The 22,655-nt window shown below is 64.1% G+C and carries 18 protein-coding genes; 6 read left to right on the top strand and 12 right to left on the bottom strand.

The window, feature by feature from the left end:
* Window position 1 precedes the first annotated feature (1 nt).
* Window positions 2–1,111, bottom strand: a complete 1,110-nt coding sequence (locus IP68_RS04410) for an aromatic ring-hydroxylating dioxygenase subunit alpha (RefSeq protein ID WP_054133760.1) — start codon at window positions 1,109–1,111, stop codon at window positions 2–4.
* A gap of 128 nt (window positions 1,112–1,239) precedes the next feature.
* Between IP68_RS04410 and IP68_RS04405 the strand changes: the two genes are divergently transcribed.
* Window positions 1,240–1,929, top strand: coding sequence for a GntR family transcriptional regulator (locus IP68_RS04405; protein ID WP_054133759.1), 690 nt, complete (start codon window positions 1,240–1,242; stop codon window positions 1,927–1,929).
* 110 nt (window positions 1,930–2,039) lie between these two features.
* Here IP68_RS04405 and IP68_RS04400 read toward each other — a convergent pair whose 3' ends face one another.
* The 10 genes from IP68_RS04400 to IP68_RS04355 are packed head-to-tail and all read right to left on the bottom strand — an operon-like array spanning window position 2,040 to window position 16,993.
* Window positions 2,040–3,539, bottom strand: coding sequence for an aldehyde dehydrogenase family protein (locus IP68_RS04400; RefSeq protein ID WP_054133758.1), 1,500 nt, complete (start codon window positions 3,537–3,539; stop codon window positions 2,040–2,042).
* 14 nt (window positions 3,540–3,553) lie between these two features.
* The gene (locus IP68_RS04395) at window positions 3,554–3,955 is read right to left on the bottom strand and encodes a nuclear transport factor 2 family protein (RefSeq protein WP_054133757.1); all 402 of its coding nucleotides are present in this window, start codon (window positions 3,953–3,955) and stop codon (window positions 3,554–3,556) included.
* Complete coding sequence (locus IP68_RS04390) at window positions 3,952–5,610, bottom strand: GMC family oxidoreductase (RefSeq protein ID WP_082382127.1); 1,659 nt, start codon at window positions 5,608–5,610, stop codon at window positions 3,952–3,954. Before IP68_RS04390 ends, IP68_RS04395 begins: the two co-directional genes overlap by 4 nt.
* Window positions 5,607–7,238 carry a GMC family oxidoreductase gene (locus tag IP68_RS04385; RefSeq protein WP_054133756.1) on the bottom strand — a complete coding sequence of 544 codons (1,632 nt, stop codon included), beginning with the start codon at window positions 7,236–7,238 and terminating at the stop codon, window positions 5,607–5,609. The genes IP68_RS04390 and IP68_RS04385 overlap by 4 nt, the downstream gene beginning before the upstream one ends.
* Window positions 7,235–8,293, bottom strand: a complete 1,059-nt coding sequence (locus tag IP68_RS04380; RefSeq protein ID WP_054133755.1) for an amidohydrolase family protein — start codon at window positions 8,291–8,293, stop codon at window positions 7,235–7,237. Before IP68_RS04380 ends, IP68_RS04385 begins: the two co-directional genes overlap by 4 nt.
* Before the next feature lie 13 nt (window positions 8,294–8,306).
* On the bottom strand, window positions 8,307–9,752 hold the full coding sequence (locus IP68_RS04375) for an NAD-dependent succinate-semialdehyde dehydrogenase (RefSeq protein WP_054133754.1): 1,446 nt from the start codon (window positions 9,750–9,752) through the stop codon (window positions 8,307–8,309).
* 31 nt (window positions 9,753–9,783) lie between these two features.
* The gene (locus IP68_RS04370; protein ID WP_054133753.1) at window positions 9,784–11,250 is read right to left on the bottom strand and encodes a carotenoid oxygenase family protein; all 1,467 of its coding nucleotides are present in this window, start codon (window positions 11,248–11,250) and stop codon (window positions 9,784–9,786) included.
* A complete protein-coding gene (locus IP68_RS20575; RefSeq protein ID WP_054133752.1) occupies window positions 11,247–12,677 on the bottom strand; it encodes an MFS transporter in 1,431 nt (476 codons plus the stop codon). The genes IP68_RS04370 and IP68_RS20575 overlap by 4 nt, the downstream gene beginning before the upstream one ends.
* Window positions 12,674–14,089: an MFS transporter gene (locus IP68_RS04360; protein ID WP_082382124.1), complete on the bottom strand. Its 1,416-nt coding sequence runs from the start codon at window positions 14,087–14,089 to the stop codon at window positions 12,674–12,676. The genes IP68_RS20575 and IP68_RS04360 overlap by 4 nt, the downstream gene beginning before the upstream one ends.
* Before the next feature lie 54 nt (window positions 14,090–14,143).
* Window positions 14,144–16,993, bottom strand: a complete 2,850-nt coding sequence (locus tag IP68_RS04355) for a TonB-dependent receptor domain-containing protein (protein WP_054133751.1) — start codon at window positions 16,991–16,993, stop codon at window positions 14,144–14,146.
* A 408-nt stretch (window positions 16,994–17,401) separates the two neighbouring features.
* Between IP68_RS04355 and IP68_RS04350 the strand changes: the two genes are divergently transcribed.
* The 3 genes from IP68_RS04350 to IP68_RS04340 all read left to right on the top strand — a co-directional run bounded on the left by IP68_RS04350 (window position 17,402) and on the right by IP68_RS04340 (window position 19,561).
* Entirely contained in the window at window positions 17,402–17,914 is a 513-nt protein-coding gene (locus tag IP68_RS04350; RefSeq protein WP_054133750.1) for a MarR family winged helix-turn-helix transcriptional regulator, read from the top strand.
* Window positions 17,915–17,988: 74 nt separating this feature from the next.
* Window positions 17,989–18,543, top strand: a complete 555-nt coding sequence (locus IP68_RS04345; RefSeq protein WP_054133749.1) for a nuclear transport factor 2 family protein — start codon at window positions 17,989–17,991, stop codon at window positions 18,541–18,543.
* Window positions 18,544–18,691: 148 nt separating this feature from the next.
* Window positions 18,692–19,561 carry an alpha/beta hydrolase gene (locus IP68_RS04340; RefSeq protein ID WP_054133748.1) on the top strand — a complete coding sequence of 290 codons (870 nt, stop codon included), beginning with the start codon at window positions 18,692–18,694 and terminating at the stop codon, window positions 19,559–19,561.
* Here IP68_RS04340 and IP68_RS04335 read toward each other — a convergent pair.
* On the bottom strand, window positions 19,546–20,043 hold the full coding sequence (locus IP68_RS04335; protein ID WP_162892510.1) for a DUF3237 domain-containing protein: 498 nt from the start codon (window positions 20,041–20,043) through the stop codon (window positions 19,546–19,548). The two genes, IP68_RS04340 and IP68_RS04335, sit on opposite strands and share 16 nt — an antisense overlap.
* Before the next feature lie 107 nt (window positions 20,044–20,150).
* On the opposite strand from IP68_RS04335, the gene IP68_RS04330 reads away from it, so the two are divergent.
* A complete protein-coding gene (locus IP68_RS04330) occupies window positions 20,151–21,836 on the top strand; it encodes a CocE/NonD family hydrolase (protein ID WP_054133746.1) in 1,686 nt (561 codons plus the stop codon).
* Window positions 21,833–22,645: a nuclear transport factor 2 family protein gene (locus tag IP68_RS04325; RefSeq protein ID WP_054133745.1), complete on the top strand. Its 813-nt coding sequence runs from the start codon at window positions 21,833–21,835 to the stop codon at window positions 22,643–22,645. Before IP68_RS04330 ends, IP68_RS04325 begins: the two co-directional genes overlap by 4 nt.
* Window positions 22,646–22,655 lie beyond the last annotated feature (10 nt).

Here is a 22,655-nt window from a genome sequence, read left to right as displayed (position 1 = left end):
ATCAGACCGCAGCAACCGAGCGCTGATCGGCGGGTGCCTGCCCGGCCTGGCCGGCGGCGATCGCCTGATCGATCAGCATCCGTGAACGCACGCCGCCGGCATCGATGTTCAGCAGCAGCAGCCTGCGCTCCGGATGGAGCTCGAGATTGCGCTGCTGGCGCTCGAGCATTTCCAGGTCCTCGGCGAAGATCTTGGTCTGGCCTTCGCGGATGGTGTTGGTGAGCGCCGCATCCTGAACGGCAAACCGGCGGGCAAGACCCCAGAAGTACCAGTGGGACGTCGTGGTTTCGGGCGTCATGAAATCGACCACCATCGCAGACGCCTTGTGCGCATTGTCGGCCTCATGACCGCCATTGCCCGCCAGCGCGACGCCGACCTCGATCAGCACGCTGCTGGGCAGCGAAAAGCGGCAGATCTGCCAGCGGTCGACCAGCTGCTGGTCGGGCAGCCCCGCCCCGCGCAGCGCCATCTGCCAGAACGGCGGCGCCATGATGCCATCCATGAAGCGGCTGGTGACGATCTCGTCTCCTTCGATCCGGGTCTTGACCGGCGCCTCGTCGATTTCCTTCTGCCCGATGCTGCTGGCATGGACATAGTTTTCGTGCGTGAGGTCCATCAGATTGTCGATCATCAGCCGATAATCGCACGCGACGTGATACAGCCCGCCGCCAAAGGCCCATTCGTCGTTCTGCGCCCATGGCAGATGCCGCAGCTTCGCAGGATCGGCGGCTTCAGCGTCGCCGGGCCACACCCAGATGAAGCCGTAGCGCTCGACGACGGGATAGGTGCGGATCGGGGGAAAGCCCTTGACCCGCTGGCCGGGCATGCCGACCGTCCGCCCATTGCAGCCCATCGCCAGCCCGTGATAGCCGCACACAAGCGCGCCGTCCTGGATGAAACCGAGCGACAGCGGTGCACCGCGATGCGGGCAGAAATCCTCGAGCGCGGCAACCTTGCCCTCGCCATTGCGGAAAAAGACCATGTGTTCGCCGCAGATCTGGCGCCCCAGCGGCTTGCCCTCGATCTCGTCGGGCGTGCAGGCGACATACCAAGCATTGACCGGCCATGTCGGCGCGCTTCCGGTCGATGAAGCCGATGCTGCATTGGTCATGTTGCTCTCCCCACATCCTTGGTCGCGGTGCTTTCCGACGCGCTATTGGATCCAATAAGCATGATGGCTGATCGCCGTCAAGCGCGATTGGGGCTTGCCGGGCGACCTCGAGACTTTAAGAAACCCGCATGGAAAAGCGGATGAAGCCGGGACAGCGCGTGATCGTCGCGCTGCGCAATATGATCGCGTCTGGCGAGCTCGCCGATGGCGAGCGCATTGCGGAAATTCCGACCGCGGAACGGCTTGGCGTGTCCCGCATGCCAGTGCGCACGGCGCTGCGAACGCTCGAGCAGGAAGGGCTGGTGACCCGGATCGGTGCCCGCGGCTATGCCGCGCGAGGCCCGACGATGGGGCAGGTGACCGATGCCATCGAGGTGCGCGGGGTGCTTGAGGGGCTTGCGGCGCGGATCGTCGCCTCCACCCCCGCCCCGCCTGCCCTCGCGCGAAAGCTGGAGCTTTGCCTGGCCCAAGGCGAGACGCTGTTCGCCAAGGGGCATCTCGAAGAGGCCGATCTCGAGCGGTTCTACGCCTATAATTGTGCGTTCCACGATCTGCTGGTGGCTGCCAGCGACAATGCCGCGATCGCCTATGCGCTGTCGCGCAACAATCACCTGCCGTTCGGATCGGCTGCCGCGCTCGCGCTCGACTGGGAAGATCTGCCCGCGACCTATGACCAGCTGTCCGCCGCGCATCGCGAGCATGTGGCGGTGTGCAACGCCATCCTGGCGGGCAAGGCGGAAGAGGCCGAGCAGTTGATGCGCCAGCACGCCCGCGCCCCGCTCGCCAACGGCCGCCTCGCGCTCGCCCCGATCCTCTAGCGCCGCGACATTGCGTGAACGTCTGCGCCAGCAACCGGCATTGAGGCTGGTTTGCGATCGGCGACAATGGGTGCAGAGGCAGCCCCCTCGGCGAATGGCGGTGCTGAAAGCTACAGCGCGACCGTCACCGATTTGAGCTCGGTGAAGGCTTCGACCCCGGCCCGACCGTTTTCCCGACCCCAGCCGGATTGCTTGAAGCCCCCCAGCGGCAGTGCGGGGTCCACGCCGCCGCCGCCATTAATCCGCACTGTCCCTGCCTTGAGACGATTTGCCAGCCTCAGCCCATTCGACATGTCGCGCGTCCAGATCGACGACGACAGACCATAGCTGCCTTCATTGGCGGCTGCCGCGATTGAATCGATGTCATCCTCGCCAAAACGCATCACGCACAGCACCGGCCCGAAGATCTCCTCGTCGACCACCTTCATGCCAGCCATGGTGCCGGTCAGCACCGTGGGCTGGACGAAATAGCCCGGACCCTCCACGCGCTGCCCGCCGCATGCAACAGTCGCGCCCTCGTCTGCGCCGCTTGCAATATAGCCCATCACCCTGTCGCACTGTACCTGGCTGACCAGCGGCCCCATCTCGGTGCCGGGAGCCTGGCCGTTGCCGACCCGCAGACTTCCGGCGCGCGCCACGATGCCTTCGACGACGCGGTCGTACACGCCGTCGTGCACGAACAGCCGCGAGCCTGCAGCGCAGATCTGCCCGGCATTGCCGAATATGCCCATGGCAGCGGCGGGGATCGCCTTGTCGAGATCGGCATCGGCAAAGATCACCACCGGCGATTTTCCGCCCAGCTCCAGCGTCACCCGTTTGAGATTGCCGGTCGCGGCTCGGACGATGGCCTTGCCGACGCTGGTCGATCCGGTGAAGGTGATCTTGTCGACCAGCGGATGATCGACCAGCGCCGCGCCTGCGGTCTGGCCATAGCCGTTGACGACGTTGACTACGCCCGCAGGGAACCCCGCCTCGGCGATCAGCTCGGCGAGGATCACCGCGCTCAGCGGCGTCTGTTCGGCAGGCTTGAGCACCACGGTGCATCCCGCCGCCAGCGCAGGCGCGATCTTGGCCACCGCCATCACGAACGGGAAATTCCACGGCACGATGGCGCCGACGACACCCACCGGCTCGCGCCGCGAGAACGCGTGCCATTCTCCGGGAGCGGACGGCGTTACCGTTTCTCCGGTGATCTTGGTCGCCCAGCCGGCATTGTAACGCAATTGCTCCGATGCGCCCATCACGCCGCCGAACTTGGCCATCATGAACGGCATGCCGTTGTCGAGGCTTTCGGTCAGCGCAATCCTTTCGCCATGCGCCTCGATCAGATCAGCCAGCCGGGTCATCAGCCTTGCCCGCATCGCCGGGGTGGTCGCAGGCCATGCCCCGCCGTCGAAAGCCCGCCGCGCCGCCTGCACCGCACGATCGATGTCGCCGGCATCGCCGCAGGCAGCGGTGGCAAATACATCGCCGGTTGCCGGATCGATCACGTCGATCGTCGCTCCCGCAGCAGCAGGGCCAAACACCCCGTCAATGAACAGCGGGCGCGCGCCGAACGCGAGCTCTGCCCGCAATACAGTCAGAGCTTCGGGCGAAAAGGGGGCGTTCATTCAAGCATTCTCCGTCAGAATGTGGCAGGGCCGGTTCGCGCATCGCCTACCCGGCGCGCCAGTATCTCGCTGAAGCGACCGTCCTTGATGGTGTAGAAGATGACGCTGGTGATGAAGATCGACTGGCCCGTGACCAGCGGCCCGGCGATGAAGCCGGGATCGTCGACCAAGCCCTTGAACTCGGTGTCCAGCTCCACCGCGATGCCGGTGTCGTCGAGCACGATGCGCCTGAGATCCAGCTTTTCGTCGCAGCGCTTTGCCACGTCGCGATAGAAGGACAGGATTTCGTCCCGGCTGCGCAGCACGCGCTTGCCCGAAAGGGAGAGCGTGACGTCGTCGCGGTAAAAGCGCCCGAAGCCTTCGAAATCCTTGGCGTTAAACGCGGCGATATAGGTCTGAAAATCCTCTTTCGTCATGCCGCTCTCCTTGCGCTGGTGCCCGACACGCGCGGGTCTTCCGGCGCCAGCGCGGGCAATCCCAGGATCATGTCACAGGCCTTTTCGGCGATCATGATGGTGGGCGCGTTGGTGTTGCCGCCCGGAACGGTGGGCATCACCGATGCATCGACGACGCGAAGCCCTGTGATGCCGTGCACCCGCAATTGCGGATCGACCACGGCCATCGGGCCGTGGCCCATCGTGCAGGTGCCCACCGGATGCTGGGTGACCTGCGCGCTTCGACGGATGTGGCCGACAAGCTCCTCGTCGCTCTGCAGGTCCTGTCCCGGTAAAAGCTCCTCTCCGGTGAGCGCCGCCTGCGGCTGGGTACGATAGATACGCCGCGCCAGCCGGATGCCGTCGATCGCGGTGCGCAGATCGGCAGGATCGGAGAAATTGTTGAGCAGCACGGCGGGAGGGTCGCCCGGATTGGCCGAGCGCAGCGTGAGCTGCCCGCGGCTGAACGGATGGAGCAGGATGACATCTGCGGTGATCGCATCACGCTGGCGGGCACGCACGCCGGGAAACCAGATTTGCGCGTCCATCCGCACCGGGTTGCTCCACAGCTGGATGTCGGGGCGGTCCAGTTCCGGCCGGGTGCGCAGCACGATGTTGCAGCTGTTGACCTGGCTGGCAAACGGCCCCTTGCCGGTGAGCGCCCAACGCGCCACGCCCAACGCCACCTTGTCGAACCGCAGTTCGTTCAGAAAGCTGACGGGTCGCTGCAGCGTGAAATGCACCGGAACGCGCGGATGTTCCGACAGGTTCTTCCCGACGCCGGGCAGATCATGGACAACCGCGATGTCGTGCCGGGCAAGTTCGTCGGCTGGGCCGATGCCTGAGAGCATCAGCAGCTGCGGAGAATTGTACGATCCCCCGCACAGAATGACCTCGCGCTCTGCCTGGATTTCGTGCGTCCGGCCCTCGGCGCGATAGACGATGCCGGTGGCGCGGCCCGCTTTCAGCACGACGCGCTCGGTGATCGCCCCGGTGACAACGGTCAGGTTCGGCCGACCCAGCGCGGGCTCCAGATAGGCGCGTGCGGTGCTGGAGCGCCTGCCCTTCGGGTCGATGGTCAGTTCGCCGCGCGCGAACCCCTCTTCCTGCTCGGCTTGCAGATCGGGCGATACGGGAAATCCCGCAGCAGCGGCGGTTGCCATCAGCGGATCGTGCAACAGGCGTTTGGTATCGACGGGGGCCACGTGCAGCGGACCGCGATCGCCATGCCAGGGTCCCGCCCCGCGCCAGCTGGTTTCCATCCGCTTGAAATAGGGCAGAACCTCCGCAAAGCTCCACCCCTCGCAGCCCATCTGGCGCCACTGGTCATAGTCGCTGGAATGGCCGCGCATGTAGAACATGCCGTTGATCGAGGACGACCCCCCCAGCACCCGGCCGCGCGGGATCGGGATACAGCGTCCGTCCAGATGCGGCTCTGGCTCGGACATATAGGGCCAGGTATAGCGCGGATCGCGCAGCGCGCGCATGAAGCCCAGCGGCATCGTCAGCAGGAACTTCTTGTGGGTGCCGCCAGCCTCGACCAGCAGAACCCGGTTGGCAGGATCCGCGCTCAGCCGATTGGCGAGCACGCAGCCTGCGCTGCCGGCACCGACGATGACATAGTCGAAGACGTTCATGCCGCGATCGCCGCTGCCTGGCCATGGCGGATCATGTCGGCGGCCTTCTCCGCGATCATGATCGCAGGCGCGTTGGTGTTGCCCCCCGGGATGATTGGCATCACCGAACAATCGACGACGCGCAGCCCCTGCACGCCATGGACGCACAGCTGGGGATCGACGACGGCCATTTCACCTGTGCCCATTGCGCAGGTGCTGGTGGGGTGCATCGCGGTGCCGATACGCTGGCGGACAAAGGCGTCGATCTCAGCATCCGACCGGACATCGGGGCCGGGCACAACCTCGTAGTCGATCAGGTCGCTCGCCGGAGTATCCGCCAGAAAGTCGCGCGTGAACCGGACGAACCTGCGGAAGCTGGCGCGGTCGCCATCGGTGGCGAGCAAGTTGAGATGGATCGCAGGCTTGGCGCGCGGATCGGCGCTCTTCAGCGCGACGCGGCCACGGCTTTCCGGGTGCAGCAGCACCGCCGAAAGCGACAGATAATCGCCCTTGCGCGCGCGCCAGCCGGGGAACCACAGCCGCGAGTCCATCGCCAGCGGGTTGATCAGCAGCTGCAGGTCGGGCCGGTCGAGCCCTTCGCGGGTGCGCAGGAACCCCTGCGCACCCACCGGCAGCCCGCCTGCAGGGCCGGTGCCGAACAGCTGCCAGCGCAGCAGCGAAAGCGCAAACCGGTCCAGCCGCAGCTCGCGATCGAATGAAAAGGCTCCGCTTGCCTTGTGGACCATGCCGATCGACGCGTGATCCTGCAGGTTGGCGCCCACGCCCGGCAGATCGCAGACGACGTCGATGCCGTGTTCGCGCAAGGCATCGCCGGGGCCTATCCCCGACAGCATCAGCAGGTGCGGCGAGTTGAAGGCGCCTGCAGACACGATGACCTCGCCTGCAGCGTTTACCGTTTGCAGCTGCCCGTCGCGTTCATAGACAACGCCGGTCGCCCTGCCCTTGTCGATGACGATGCGATGGGTAAGCGCATGGGTGATGACCGTAAGGTTGGCACGCGCCATCGCGGGGCGCAGCATCCGCGCGGCGGGGCTCGCCCTGCGACCACGGTGGACGGTGAAATCGGGCGCGCTCCAGCCTTCGCGATCCTCGCCGTGGAAATCACCAAGCTGCTTCCATCCCCGCTTCTGCGCGGTGGCCAGCAGCGCGGGGTAGACGACCGCATCGCTGGCGTGACGCGCGACGGTGATCGGCCCATCGCCCCCATGGTGCTCCGAAGGACCTCGCCAGTTGCTCTCCGACTTGCGGAAATAGGGCAGCACCTCGTCATGGCTCCAGCCGCGTGCGCCCATCTGCGCCCATTGGTCGTAATCGCCCGGATGCCCGCGCGAATACATCATGCCGTTGATCGAGGAGCAGCCGCCGATCAGCTTGCCACGCGGCGCGGGGATGCGCCGATCGTCGCAATGGGGCTCGGGCTCGGACAGATAGCCCCAGCCGATACCCGGCGTTTTCATCGCCTCGAACCACGCCAGCGGCATCGACACGATCGCGCGCTTTTCGCTGCCGCCTGCCTCGATCAGCAGGACTCGGCAGCCCGGGTCTTCCGACAGACGCGCGGCGAGCACGCAGCCCGAAGAGCCCGCGCCCACCACGATATAGTCATACTCTGCCGCTGGCTGGTTCATGCCAGTTTGAACAGCTGTTCGGCATTGGTCTGGAAGAACTTGCGCTTGGTCTCGATCGGCATGTCCATCGCGTCGAGATAGCTGACCTCCTCGACAGGGCACTGATAGGGATAGTCCATCGCGTACAGCACCCGGTCTTCACCGATGACCTGCTGCGCGAACTTGATCGCCGGTTCCCAGGCCATGCCGGAATTGGTGAAGTGGAAATTCTCGCGCAGATAGTTCGAGACCTTGCCCTTCTTCAGCGGCTTCATGCACTCGTAGCGGCCAGCGCGCACGCCCGCCTGGTGCATGAAATCGAGCCGGTAGAGCCAGTATGGCAAAGCCTCGCCCATATGGCCGAGGATGATCTGGAGTTTGGGGAACCTGTCGAGCACCCCGCTGGTGATCACCCGCAGCGCATGCATCCCGGTTTCCACGCCAAAGCCGAAGAGCGCACCATCCAGCCCGGATTCGAGCATCGGGCCGATCATGTTGGCAGGCGGTGTGTTGGGATGGATATAGATCGGCACGTCGAGCGCTTCTGCCGCCTCGAGCACCGCAGAAAATTTGGGATTGTCCAGATATTCGCCCAGGATGTGGCTGTTGATCACGACGGCGGTGAAACCGAGTTTGGTCACGCAGCGCTCGATCTCCCTGGCCGCAACATCGGGCACCTGCACCGCGCAGGCCGCCATCCCGCTGAACCGGTCGGGATATTTGCGGCAGGCATCGGCCAGCCGGTCGTTTGCGGTCTGCGCCACCATCACCGCGCGATCGGGGTCGCGCAGCGCGTTGGTGGCCGGCGCGGTGAGCGCCAGCACCTGTCGGTCGATGCCCCGGATGTCCATATCCGCGATCCGCTGTTCGCCCAGATCGACCAGGGCATTGGCAATGAACTGCGGCCGTTCTGCCGGATGATCGAGATAGAAGCCGATCAGGCTCTGGAAACCTGGGTCGACATCGGGCGCGGCGAGCTCGTCGCGGAACGCCGCGATCAGCTCGGGCGTCGAAAAGGCCTCTTCCGTCGCGATGCGCAGATAGCCCTGCGCGCCGCCGGTCTGGGGTGCGTTCATGGTCGTTTTCCTCTCAGACCTGATGGATCGATTTGGTGACGTAACAGGCGGCAAGCCCCTCGGGGCCGTCCTCCGAGCCGTGGCCGCTTTCCTTGATTCCCTGGAACGGTGAATCGGCGGCGGCGAGCGAGGTCGTGTTGATGCCGATCATCCCGGCCTCGATCGCGGAGCCCAGCAGGTTCGCCTGGCGCCCGTTTTCCGTGAAGGCAAAGGCTGCCAGCCCGAAGGGCAACCGGTTCGCCTGCTCGATCGCTTCATCGAAGGTGCGGAACGGGCTGGTCACCACCACGGGTCCGAACGGCTCTTCGTTCATGATCCTGGCCGACAGCGGGACGTTCGACAGCACCGTGGGCTGAAAGAAGAAGCCATCGCGGTCGATGCGCTCGCCGCCGGTGCCGATCACTCCGCCATGACTGACGGCATCGGCCACCAGATCGGCGATGGCAGCGGGACGGCGCGGATTGGCCATCGGCCCCATCTGGCTGTCCGGCAGCAGCCCGTCGCCGACCTGCACTGCAGCCATGCGCTGGGTATATGCGGCGACAAACCGGTCGTGGATGCCTTCCTGGATATAGAAACGGGTCGGCGACACGCATACCTGGCCCGCGTTTCGCACCTTGCCGGTGGCAAGCAGATCGACCGCCTTGTCCAGATCACAATCGTCGAAGATCAGCACCGGGGCATGACCGCCCAGTTCCATCGTGGTGCGCTTCATTGTGTCAGCGGCCAGCTTCATCAGATGCTTGCCGACCGCGGTGGACCCGGTAAAGCTGACCTTGCGGATGACCTGGCTGGCGAGCAGATGGCGCGACACCTCATCGGGGACGCCGAACACCAGTTGGCACACATCTGCAGGGCACCCCGCGTCAATTAGCGCCTGCACCACCGCCATGGCAGAGGCCGGGGCTTCCTCGGCCGGTTTGAGGATGACCGAACAGCCTGCGGCAATCGGCGCGCCCAGCTTGCGGCCGGGATTGTGGATCGGGAAGTTCCACGGAGCAAAGGCCGCCACCGGTCCCACAGGCTCGCGCGTCACGATCGAGCGGGTTCCCACCGGCCGCACCAGCACGCGCCCGTAATTGCGTTTGGCCTCTTCGGCATAGAAATCGAACAGCCCCGCGCACGCCATCGTCTCGATCCGCGTCTCCAGCAGGGTCTTGCCCTCCTCGCGCGTGGCGTTGGCGGCGATGATGTCGATCCGGTCGCGCAGCAACTGCGCGGCACCGCGCAGCACCCTCGCGCGCTCCTCGACCGGCGTCGAACGCCACAGCCGGAAGCCACGCTCGGCCGCCTCGAGCGCACGGTCCAGATCAGAGGCATCGGCCAGCGGAAGATCGCCGAGCGCATCGCCGGTTGCCGGGTTGATCACCGTCTGGGTGCGGCGACCGGCGGCGGTCAGCCACTCGCCATCGATGTACATGCCCAGCTGGGGATAGCCGGTGTTTTCATAGTCAGCCATGAGGGACCTTTCTAGGATTCCTGGATTGTGATCAGGCAGCGGCGCGCAGCGTTGCGGCGTCTGCCCAGTTGCCGTGCAGGCCCTGACGGATGCGGAAGGGCAGCGCGATCGTTGCAATCGGCCCGGAGGCGATCTGCAGCGCATCGAACAGCAGCAACCGCGAACCCATTTCCGCCAGCCGGTTCTCGATGACGATCAGATAGCCGTCGCCCTCTGCTGTCGATCCGGGGCGCGGGATGAAGGCGGGCTCCTGAAACGACGATGTCGCGCCGACCCAATAGCTCTGCGTCTCGCCCGTCTCCAGATCGATCAGGCCGAGCGTGTTCATCATCATGCCCGATGCGCTGCGCCCGCCGGGCAGATCGACCGGCTTGGTCATGTCCTGCACCAGCTGCCAGCCATAGCGATTCTTCAGCCCGGCAAACCGATCGTCGATGCGGGGAAACTCGCCGATGAAATCGGCCAGCGGGGTCATGGTAATCTCGTCCGAGTTGGCGCGCATATCCACCGTCCAGCGGGTCATCTGCGCGGCAGCCTCGTGCGGTTCGAACGGACGGCCTTCGGTGTCGGGGAAGAAGGGAAACATGTTGCCCTTGGCCATCGGCACATCGAAATGCACCAGGCCGCCTTCGTTGTGCGCATTCATGACATGGCTGGCAAAGCAGGTCGGGGCGCTGAACCAGCGGATATCCTCTGCCCGGCCGCCGCGCGGAAGCACGCCCAGATGCACCGGCCGTCCGCGGTCGAAACCGAAATGGGGAAGTCCCGCCTCGAGCCGCTCCCACGATCCGACGATCGGGACGACGTGGAACACGACATAATCCTCGGTGATGCCGAAGTCGTGCATCATGCAGTAATACGGAATCTCGAACCACACTTCGTCGGTGATCTCGCCGTCCGGGCTGATCGTGTAGAAAACCATGTCGCGCGTGCAGAGCCCCTTAGCGGCATAGCCGAATGCGAGCATCTCGCCGGTTCTGGGATCGATCTTGGGGTGTGCGGTAAAGGTCTGGCTGGTCATCTTGCCGCCGAAATCGAATTTCGAGTCGATCGTCTCCAGCGTGTGCGGATCCATCACCACCGGCGGGCTGTCTTCCTTCAGCGCATACAGCCGCCCGGCATGGACCAGCACATTCGTGTTGGCGGTGCCGCGCACTTCGCCAGCGACGCTGGGGTGATCGGTCAGCGGGTTGCGATACGCACCGAACAGCGCCCCGCCCGCTTCGCGTTCCGCCACGAACTTGTCGGTGCGGGCCCAGCGCTGCTGCAGCGAGACATTGCCCTTGCTGAAGCGGAACTGCGTGACCATGCCATCGCCGTTGAACCAGATATCGTCGCCCGAAAGCGGCGGGAACTGCGGGTCGGGTGCGACGCGGTAGAACGCGCCATCGAGATCGGCGGGCACTTCGCCATCGATCACGGTCAGGTCGTGCACCGTCGCTTCCACCCCAGAAGGCGCGAAGAAGCCGGTGAAGCTGGGGGTTTCAGGGAATTTCAAGGTGATACCTCCTGCGAAAGAGCGGGTGTTTGAACGGGTTGCGGCACGGCGGGCATAAGATCGCGGGCCATTGTGCGTGTTGCCATGAAGGCGTGGAATGCAGCCCAGAAGAAGAACAGCGCGCATGCGACCAGCGCATAGCGAAGCCCCTCTTCCGACGCGGCATTGCAAGCGCTGACGACCGAAGACGAGGCATCGACCGGCGCGAGCCCGGAAGGGCAGCTTGCCGCATAGCCCACCCCAAAGGCGCGCGCGGCGAACAGGTCACTGGCCCAGCCCATGAATGTTGGCCCAAGGCCACCGCCGACCATGTGCATGGCAAACAGCAGCACCGCCGCCGCCGATGCGCGCATGCGCGGCTCCATCATGTTCTGCGTCGCACCGATCGAGGGGCCGAGAAAGGCAAATCCGATGCACGATGATGCGAGGATCAAGCCATAGCCAGCGGCGAAGTCGGTCTGCACGAGCCCAAGGATGTAGAATGGCGCGCCTGCCACCAGCACCAAAGCCGGTCCCCATCCGTACCAGCGCACATCGCGCCTGGCGAGGCGCGCAATCAGCAACCCCAGTCCGGTGGTGCCGATCGCTGCGGAAATTCCGGTGACCAGTCCAAAGTAAAAGCCCGCCTGCGAATAGGACAGCCCGTGCGACCGGACCAGAAACGTCGGGATGAACAGGTTGAGCCCAAGATTGCAGAAGATGCACAAGGCCGCCGCTGCGGTGAGGTGCAGAAAGGCGGGCTTGGCAGCGATCGCGCGCAGCACGGCACCGAACGTTGGCGGCGTCCCGATACGCGAGGCTACAGGATCGAACATGCCCCGCGCAGGCTCCTTGAGCGTGAAGAACACGAGCGCGGCGAGCAGCAGGCCAGGCAGTCCCGCCATCACGAAGGCGCTGCGCCAGCTGATGAACTCGGACGCCCAGCCACCCAGAAACGCACCGACCATCGAACCCAGCGGCACACCCAGGCCCAGGATCGCAATCGCGCCTGCGCGCATCCGCGGAGGATACTGGTCAGAAATCAGCGAATAGCATGGCGGCGAGCACCCCGCCTCCCCCAGGCCCACGCCGATGCGCAGCAGCAAAAGCTGCGTAAAATTGGCGGCGAGCCCGCACAAGGCCGTCATGGCCGACCAGACCGCGGTGGCGATGGAGACGATCACGATCCGGTTTCGCCGGTCGGCCAATCTTGCCACCGGAATGCCGAACGCGGTGTAGAGAAACGCGAAGGCGATCCCGCCGAGCAGACCGAATTGCAGATCGCTGATCCTCAGATCGGCCTTGATCGCGGGGCCGAGCACCGCGATGATCAGCCGGTCGAGCGAAGACGAGGCATAAACCGCGACCAGCAGCGTCATCATCCACGCCCGATAGCCCGGCGCGTGCATCGGCTGGTCCAGCACCTCGCGGGTTGCGCTCTCGCTCATGCCGCCACCGCATCCCTGGCGATGGCGCGCGCCGCAATCCAGTAGTGGACTGCGGCCCAGGCATACAGGCTCAGGCTGGTGAGCAGCGAGGCACGCACGCCCCATGCCGATGCTGCGGCGCAGCCTGCGGCCGTTGCGTCAGCGGCGCATCGTGCGGTCAGCCCCGCGCCATCCATCGCATAGCCGGTGTACAGATCGCTCACCAGGCCGATGATCGGCGGTCCGAAGCCCACGCCGATCAGCGTCGAGACGAAGAAGAACACAAACGCTGCGGTGGTGCGCATGTTGGCCGCCACCATGTTCTGGAACGCCACCAGCGTCGGTACCGAATGGAAGAACAGGAAGATGCCGGCAATCGTCAGGCAGACCAGGCTGACGCGCGGATCGGGTGCGATATAGCCGAACAGATACAGCGGCAGGCTCAGCGCCAGCCCCCAGAACGGCAGCAACGCATACCAGCGTTCGCCGCGCCGCGCGATGAAATCGATGCCGAAGCCGCCCAGGCTCATGCCCGCGGTGGCGGCAATGCCGGAAAGAAACGCAAGATATCCACCCGCCTCCGCCAGCGTCAGGCTGTGCACCCGCATGAAGAACGGGGTGGTGAAGGCACCGCCAGCGTAGAGCCCCATGGATGCCAGCGCGAGCCCGATCAGCATATGCAGAAACGCAGGCCGGGTGAGCAGGAGCCTGAACACCGCCATCATCGGCGGCGGCTTGGCAGCCTCTGCCCGCTGTGCGGCAGGATCGCTCATTCCACGCGGCGGATCGGTCAGCAACAGTCGGAACAGCAACGCCACCACCAGCCCCGGCACGCCAACCGCCATCAGCGCCGTGCGCCAGCCATATTCCGCGGCGATCGAGGCGGCGGCGACCGATCCAATCACCGAGCCGACCGGCGCCCCAAGCCGCATGATGGTAAGCGCAAAGCCCCGGCGATGCGGGGGAAAGTGATCCCCGATCAGCGATGCGCTGGGCGCCTGCACGCCGGCCTCGCCGATGCCGACACCGACACGCGCGGCAAACAGTTGCCAGAAGCTGGTGGCAAAACCGCACAGCGCGCTCATGATCGAGAAGATGCCGATCGAGACCGAAATGATCGTCACGCGATCCTTGCGTTCGGCGAGCCGCGCGATCGGCAGGCCGAGCGAGGAATACAGGATCGCAAAGCTGAGACCGCCCAGCAGCCCCAGCTGGAAATCACTCAGCCCGAACTCCTGCTTGATCGGCTCGGCCAGCGTCTGGACGATGACACGGTCGATATAGGCAAATGCTGCCGTCAACAGGATGAGGGTCAGCAGAACTGCGCGGTACACAGGGCCATAGACACGTTCTGCGGGGAGACTGGTCGCACTTTCGCTCGCTGGCATCGTCTTGCTTGCTGGGTCGATGACCGCCACAGATTGCTTATCCATTCATTTGGCCACCTGCCCGGGGAGCGACAGCCGCTTCCCGGGCCTTGAGTGGCATCAGTAGGCGAAACGGACGCCGAACTTGAACGATCGCCCGATCACATCATACAGCACCGGATTGGTCACCCCGAAGCTGGAGGGGAGGTCGTTGGGCGGGTCCTGATTGAAAAGGTTGTTGATCACGCCGAACAGCTGCACCTTGGTGTTGCCGCGCTCGAACAGGTCGTACTGAACGTTGAAGTTCAGACGCCATTCCTCGTCGACCGAGTTGTCGCTGATGCTGTTGGCCAAAGTGGGGCTATAGCCCTGCTGGTGCGGCCCGATCTGGGTCGCGTTGTAGACACCCGACGAAATGTAGCGGATCTGCATGGCGGCGCTGATCGGCTTGGCCGAAAGACCAAGCGTCAGGCTGCCGGTGAAGGTGGGCAGACCCGACGGTTGCGAAACCGGGCCGCCGTTCATGCCCGCACGGTTCACCGACGTACCGGTGCCATCGATGGTGATCAGGTCGAGAACATAGGTACCCAGAGCCCGCACCGAGATCCCGACACCTGACAGTTCGGTGGTATAGCTGAACTCGGCATCGACACCGCGGGTCTTGAGCGAATTGAGGTTGAGGTTGACGTTGCGCACGCTGCTCAGGAGCCCGCCGGCATCCCGCGTGATCAGGTTGCACAACTCTGCTGCACCGGCCTGGCAGCGGTTGACGATGATCTGTCCGCCCAGCGTCGAGACCGCCCCGTCGAGCGAGATGTCGTAATAATCGACTGACAGGCTGACATTGCGCGCCGGGCTGATGACCGCGCCGATGGTGAAGGTATCGGCCACTTCGGGCACCAGATTGGGGTTGCCGCCGAGCTGCACCGAGGTCAGGAAACTGCCCGAGTTGCGCGGATCGGTGAGAAACTGGAAACTGGTGCTGATTGGGGCGTTGAGCTCGAAGAAATTGGGCGCCCGGATATCGCGAGACCGGGTAGCCCGGATCCGCAGGCCTTCGGCTGGTTCCCACACCCCGCCGACCTTCCAGGAGGTGACCGAACCGCTGGTGGAGTAATCGGTGATGCGCACCGCTCCGTTGAGCGAAAGCGAATAGAAGAACGGGACATCGGCCAGCAGCGGTGCAGCCGCTTCGAGATAGGCTTCCTTGACCTTGATCGCTGGACCGGTGATCGCCTGGCCCGGGCTGGTGATGAAGCGCAGCGCGGTGGAGATCGGATCTGCCGTACCTTCGGCATCTTCGACGCGGTATTCAGCGCCGGCGGCGACAGAGAATGATCCACCCGGCAGTTCGAACAGGTCCCCCTGGACGTTGAGTGCGGCCACGTGCTGGGTCAGGCTGGTGCGCTGCGAAGCGGTGCCATAGGCATAGGCCACCGCTGCTTGGCTGAACCGGTTCTCGCCGAACAGATTAAGCGGGCGGCACCCTGCGACCAGAGGATTGGTCGGCTGGGTGAGGGTCGAGCGGCAGACGATGTTGCCGTTGGCGACGCCGGTCTGAAACAAGCCCTGATCGACTGCATCCACCGCACGGGCAAAATTGTCGGTGATCTGGGTATTGGTGGTGTCCTGCGAATAATTGGTGCGGCCATATTGATAATAGGCGTCCCATTTGAACGTGCTGCCGAAGCTGCCCGACAGGCCGACAACGCCGCGATAGGTTTCACGCTGAACATCTGCCACCGGCGGCCCGATATCATTCGACACGCGACCGAACGAAAAGCTTGTCTGGTTGGCCGTCACCAGCCTGGCGCGCAGATCTGCGGGCAGGAAAGCATTGTCCCGCTGGATCGTGATGTTGCCGGTGTTGCGCGATGCTGCGCCCAGCGTTGCGGAGTTGACCTGGCCATAGGACCCTTCGGCAAAAATCTGGAGATTGTCGCTGATGTCGAATTTGACGTGCCCGAAGCCGACGATCCGCTCGACCGGGGCCACCAGCGGGAAGTTGTTGTAGAAGCCGTTGACCGGATCGGCGCTGCCACCGGACTGGAAGATGCCGCCATTGGCAAAGGTCGGCCCGGTTCCGAAGAACGTGCCGTAGTCGTGCGCAAAGCTGCTGCCATCGGGGCGGAAAGTCGTTCCGCGCAGAACGCCGCTGGTGATCAGGCCGCCGAAGTTGGACGTCGACGTGCGGGTGTTGGGCAGCAGCACCTGCCGCGCCAGGCCGTTGGTCTGAGGGGTGGGGTTGGAGATCGTGTTGTAGCTGACTGAGCACCAGTCGCGGGTGTAGCAGTCGCCCACGCCCTTGTTGTCGGAATATTCGACGCCCAGCACGACATGGCCGCGCCCGTCAGCGAACTGCGTGCCGCCCGCCAGCGTCGCGAAGAACTCCTCATTGTCGTTCTGCTGCGAAATTCCGTACTGCACGCTGCCGCGCAGCCCTTGCAGCTGGGTATCGATCAGGATGTTGACGACACCTGCAACCGCGTCGGACCCGTATGCAGCCGATGCACCACCGGTCACCACTTCCGTGCGGTTGATCAGGACGGTCGGGATCAGCGAAAGATCGACGGCACCGGCTGGCGAGAAGCCGCCGCCTGCGACGGTACCGGCGACAACGCGACGGCCATCGATCAGCACCAGCGTGCGGCTGGCGCCCAGGCCGCGAAGATCGGCAAGGTTGGCACCGGCGTTGCTCGAGAAGATGCCCACCGTGGCGGGGGTCGATTGCGGACGAAAGGCCGGGATGGTGTTGAGCAGGTCGGCAATGTTCGAAGACCCCTGCTGCTGCAGGTCCTGCTGCCCGATGACGGTGACGGGCGTAGGCGCGGTGAAGCCGGTGGCCGCAATGCGCGAGCCGGTGACGATGATCTCGGTTGCCGGAGCCTCCTCAGGCTGCGACTCGACCGGCTGTGCATCCTGTGCATGTGCACTCGGTGCCCAGAGCAGCGCCGCACTTACTGCCGCCATGCTCGCTGTGCCAAAGGGGCGACGTTTCGGCCGTGTCATCATCCTGTATCTCCCTAGTCGCGGCGCGCCTTTGGCGGCGCGTCCTTCTCATTGATCTATCAACAATCAAATTGATAAGTCAACGATAATGCGGGTCGCGTCCCAATAATTTTTACGCGTGATGCGGAGCGCCAGGCTCCTGCGGAGACCCCGCTTTGCTCCCCGACTGGCAAGGGTTGCAGGCCGGTTTCGCAATGTCGGCGCTTCGGTGCTGAATGCCCTCGCCACAAATGGCGGGGTGACAGCGACGATTGGTGCGCTATGATAAGTCAAAGGTCGCCGGGAAAAGGCGGACGGATCACAAGCGGAAGATTGATGAGCAGACACGACCCAGGCTTAGAAGCTGATAATGGCAAAGCCAAAGCGATTGTGGAAGGCACAGCGTCGGCTGTCAGTTCCATCGAGGACCTCTCGGGCTGGAAGCTCAACAACCTCGATTACCCGACTTTCCGCATCACCCTGCTCGCCAAGATCATGGATCGGCTGACGATTCGTCAATTTACCGACAAGGGTGATCTCACTTATGCCGAGTGGCGCGTGCTCTCTCGCCTTGGCACCTTGCCCGAAGGCGGCACGGTGGGTCATGTTGCCGAACTGGCCTGGGTCGATCGTGCCGAAGTCAGCCGGGCGGCGGCGGCGCTCGAGCGGCGTGGACTCACGTCTCGCCGCGAAAATGTTCAGGACCGCCGCAAGCCGATCCTGTTTCTGACCCCGGTCGGACGCAAGCTCTACTTCACTAATCTGGCAGAGCGCAGTGCCTTTCACGAAGCCCTTCTGGTCGACCTCACCGATGCCGAACGCGCGCTGCTCGACACGCTGCTGTTGCGCGTGGGCCAGCGCCTGCTCGACATTTTCCGGGACTCAACCCGCGCGCCCGATTGACATTGCGCAACTTTCCTTGAACAATCAAAGAAAAGCAGGCGAGCAGGCTGCAGTTGATTGGCAAGGAGAGCGTTATGTCGGAATGCGCATGGCCCAATGGCGTGCCGGCCATCATGCCGGCGGAGGATCGCGCCGAAATCACCGAGCTTTTCGCGCGCTATGCCTGGGGCATCGATCTTGCCGACGAGGAGCAGGTGCTGGACACATTTGCTGAAGATGGCGAATTCGATCATCTCTGGCAGGGAAAGGCCTCCGGCCATGAGGCGATAAGGGCACACCTGCACGGGCTGTGGTTCGACCGGCAGCATTGGTGGTTCGGCAGGCAGCACCTGTTCAACCATTTCATCATGGAGCCGCATCCCGAAGGCGCGCGGGTGCGCTGCTTCTTCCAGATCGTTCAGTGGAATGCCGATTATGGCACCAACTTCATCTTTGGCATCGGAACGCGAGATGACCGCCTCGTCAAGCGCGACGGCCGCTGGAAGTTCTTCCGGCTGTTCGTGAATGCGTGGACCAAGGCCGATCAGGTGCCCTGGAAAGCTAAACGGACGATGACGCCACGACCGATCAACAATGCCCCTGCGGCTGATTGCAGACCGTTCAGCGTTCAGTCGAAAGACCCGTGGTGAGACTCGCGGCGGCCAATCCGCGCCCCGGCACACTGCATCCCCTTGCCGATCGGCTCCTGAAAGCAAGGTCGCTTTCCCTTCGACCGGCTGGCGGCGTGGAAAGTGCCGCAGGCTCCGCCATCAAGCCGAACCTGCCGATGGAGGCAGCATGACAGACGTTCTTGACCGTATCCGCGCGCTGGGCACCGCCTTCAGCCTCGAACAGATACAGGGGTCGGCGGCGATATTCGCGCCTTTGCTGCCTGCATGCGACGAAACCATCGTTGAGCGCGATATCGCCTACGGGCCTGACCCGCGCCACCGGCTTGACCTGTTCGGCGCGCGCAAGCCCGGTATCGCACGACCGATCGTCGCGTTCGTGCACGGCGGCGGCTTTATCGGTGGCGACAAGGGCGCGGCAGGAGCACCGTTCTACAACAATGTCGGTGCATGGGCCGCGCGGCACGGATGGATCGGCTGCACGATCACCTATCGGCTGGCACCCGCACATCCATGGCCTGCGGGACGCGATGACGTGGCGTCGGCGATCGGCTGGCTGCGCGCCCATGCAGCCGACATCGGCGGCGATGCCGATCGTATCGTGCTGATCGGGCAATCGGCGGGCGCGGCCCATGTCGCGGCTTTTGCAGCGACCGACGCCGCTACGGGCGCATTGGCAGGCGCTGCAATGCTGTCGGGGATCTACGATGTCGCAAACGCCGACCGCAATCCCTATCAGTCGGCTTATTATGGCGACAATCCCGAGCAGTTCGCCGGTCAGTCGAGCATCAAGGGGCTGGCCGCCACGCCGCTACCCTGCCTTTACACCGTCGCTGAGTTCGACCCGCCCGATTTCCAGCGGCAGGCCGCCGCGATGATCTCACGGCGCGTGGCTGCGACCGGTGCCTGGCCCGAGTTTCATCGGCTCGCCGGGCAGAATCACATCACCCCGGTTCAGCAGATCGGGTCATCGGCCGACGCCGTCGGCCCGATCCTGGCCGGCTTTATCGACCGGGTGACGCGTCAATCGATCGTATAATAGCGGAACAGCGAATGGTCGGGCTCGTCCGCATCGGTCAGCTTGGGGCGGCGTTGGCCGACGCCGACGATCACCGTGCGGTTGAGCCAGTCATGCGGCCCTTCGGGCGCCCTGAAATAGGGCGTGCAGCGAAAATAGCGCGCGATGGCGGGCTCTTCATCGGGCGATTGGCCGTGCGCGCGCAGCGGTCCATGAACATAACCCAGATTGCGGATGTAGATCAGCGCGCCGTCGTCGGTCTTGATCATGTAATGCGCGTTGAGTTCAACCACGCCATCGGCGCGGACGACGGGCCAGTCGGCGCCGCTGTAATCGACCAGCATGCCGTTAAGCCGCGGACCGGTCACGGTGCTGCCCTCGCCGATCGACGTGTACCCCTGCTGCGCGCCACCATAAATCGGGCCCAGCGACCAGCGCTTGTCGAAATTGATGCGGATATCGAAGGCGTGGCTGTGGCGCAGCGCGAGTGCGGATTCGTCCATCAGGCTCTCCTTTTGTTGTTTGCCGGCACCCAGCATAAACTTGGGCTTGCGCAATTGATAAGACGCATTATCATGATTAATCAACAAATAAATCACGAGGCGAGGGCATGACCGAAACGTTCGAGCTGGCAATGCTTCCGGGCACGGATCCGGCGACCAATCCCCACAAGCCGCCCCTCCCCCCGCTCGGCGTGCACAGCGAAGTCATCGACGGGATGCTGTTCGAACGCAACGTGCCGGTCAAGATGCGCGATGGCATCACCATCTATGTCGATCTGTTTCGGCCTGAAGGCGCCGCAGGCGAGCAGAACCTGCCGGTGCTGCTAGCTTGGAGCCCTTATGGCAAGCACGGCAAGGCGGACAATCTTTGGCCACCTGCGGGAATCGAGAACGGCTGGATCAGCCGCCATACGGCGTTCGAGGCCCCCGATCCGGTCTACTGGACCAGGGCAGGGTATGCCGTGTGCTATCCCGATCCGCGCGGCAGCTGGCTGTCGGAAGGCGAATTGCGCCACAACGGCCAGGGTGAAGGCGAGGATGTTTACGACCTGATCGAATGGCTGGGCACGCAGGACTGGTCGAACGGCAAGGTCGGCATGACGGGCGTGTCCTATCTGGCCTGTATCCAGTATCTGGTCGGCCCGATGAAGCCCCCGCACCTCGCCGCGCTCAATCCGTGGGAGGGCTTTTCGGACTGGTATCGCGAGTTCTGCTATCACGGCGGAATGCGCGAGACCTGTTTTGTCGAGCGTGCAGCGCGCAATCTGAACTGGTCGACGACGCGCACCGAAAATACGGCCGAGAACGCCCGGCTCCATCCGCTTCACGATGCCTATTGGCGCAGCAAGGATGTGAACCTTTCGGCCATCGACTTGCCCGTTTTTGTGGTCGCCAGCTGGTCCGATCACGGGCTGCACACGCGCGGGACGCTGGAAGCGTACAAGGCCATATCCAGCGAGCAGAAGTGGTTGCTGGTCCATGGCCAGAAGAAATGGCGACATTACTACACACCTGAAAACGTCGTGCTGCAGCGCCAGTTCTTCGATCATTTCCTGAAAGGTCAGCCCGATACGATGGCCGACTGGCCCAAGGTGCGCATTCAGGTTCGCACCCAAGGGAGCGAGGGCCAATGGCGAGACGAGAGCGAGTACCCGTTGGCGCGCACCGATTATCGCCCGCTCTATCTGAGTGCCGCCGACGGGGCGCTGGCCGAAAGCCTGCCCACAGCGGCATCTAGCATGGAATATGATTCGAACGACCCTGCAGCCGCCGCGACATTCGTTCACACCTTCGCCGCCGCCACCGAACTCACCGGCCATTTCAAGCTGCGGTTATGGGTGCAATCCGACGATGCCGACGACATGGATCTGTTCATCGCACTCGAAAAGCTCGACGCCAACGGCGCCCGAGTTCCCTTCACATTCTATGCGCTGTATGACGATGGCCCGCTGGCGCTGGGCTGGCTGCGGGCATCGCACCGCGCCCTGGACGATGCACGGTCCACCCCCTGGCAGCCTGTCCATCGCCATGATGCCGAAGACCCGCTGCCGCGCGGCGAACCTGTACCGCTGGAGATCGAGATCTGGCCGACATCGGTGCATTTCGATGCGGGCGAGTCGCTGCAGCTTTCCGTGAAGGGCAGCGATTTCTTCACCGAGGATCGCTACAATCTCGCCTTTGCGCGGCATGAGGATTTGCGCAACCACGGAACCCACAAGCTGCTGTCCGGCGGGCCGTATGACAGCCATCTGCTGGTGCCCCACATCGCGATTGGCGAGGGGATCCCGGCATGAGCGGCTTCGACTATGCCGAATATGTCGAGGCGTTCAATCGCGGCGATGACGCTGCGCTGATCGATCGCTATTTCGTCGAGGATTTCAAGTTCATTGGCACAACCCGCGCGTACAACAGCCGGGCGGAGTTTCTCGACTTCCTGCGCTGGGCGCATGACGGGGTGCGCGAGATCATCCGGCCGATCACCGTTCTGGAATCCGACGACAGCATCTTTGCCGAGATCGACATGGATTTCGTCGCCACCGCGCCGCGGCCCGATTTTCCGTTCGGCCCGCTGATGCCCGGCGACATCAAGACGGTGAAGTTCTTCGTGCTGTACGCACTGCGCGATGGCATGGTCACCCAGCTCAAATCGATGACCTGGCCGGCGGAGTATCACGTCAGCAAGGCCCCGATGCTGGGCAGCCACGCCGGGCAGCGCGCGGCGTTTCACGCTTATGCCACCGCGTTCAGCGGCGGCGATGGCGCGCGCTTTGGCAGCTATTACACCGACGATGTCGTGCTCGACCTGCCGTCTGCACCGCTGCTGGAGGGCCGCGCCGCGATTGTCGGCTTTTACACCGCGATGTTCGAACGGGTCCGCGAAACGCTCAGCATCAACCATCTGGTCGTCGATGATGGCGGGATTGCCGCCGACATCATCAGCACCTTCACCGCACACGCCGACGCGCCGGACTTTCAGGTCATGCCGCTGCAGGCCGGACAGGCGGTCTCGGTGCGAGTGTTCGTTCATTACACACTTACCGCCGGACGCATCAGCCACATCAAGGTCGCCCGCGCCGGGCAGCCCGAGCTTCACCCTGCTTGAGAGGATCTCC

Origin of the sequence: Blastomonas sp. AAP25 (assembly GCF_001295965.1) — a bacterium.
Taxonomy (GTDB): domain Bacteria; phylum Pseudomonadota; class Alphaproteobacteria; order Sphingomonadales; family Sphingomonadaceae; genus Blastomonas; species Blastomonas fulva.
The sequence above is the reverse complement of the archived record's forward strand: the minus strand, read 5'-3'. Positions and strand labels throughout refer to the sequence as shown.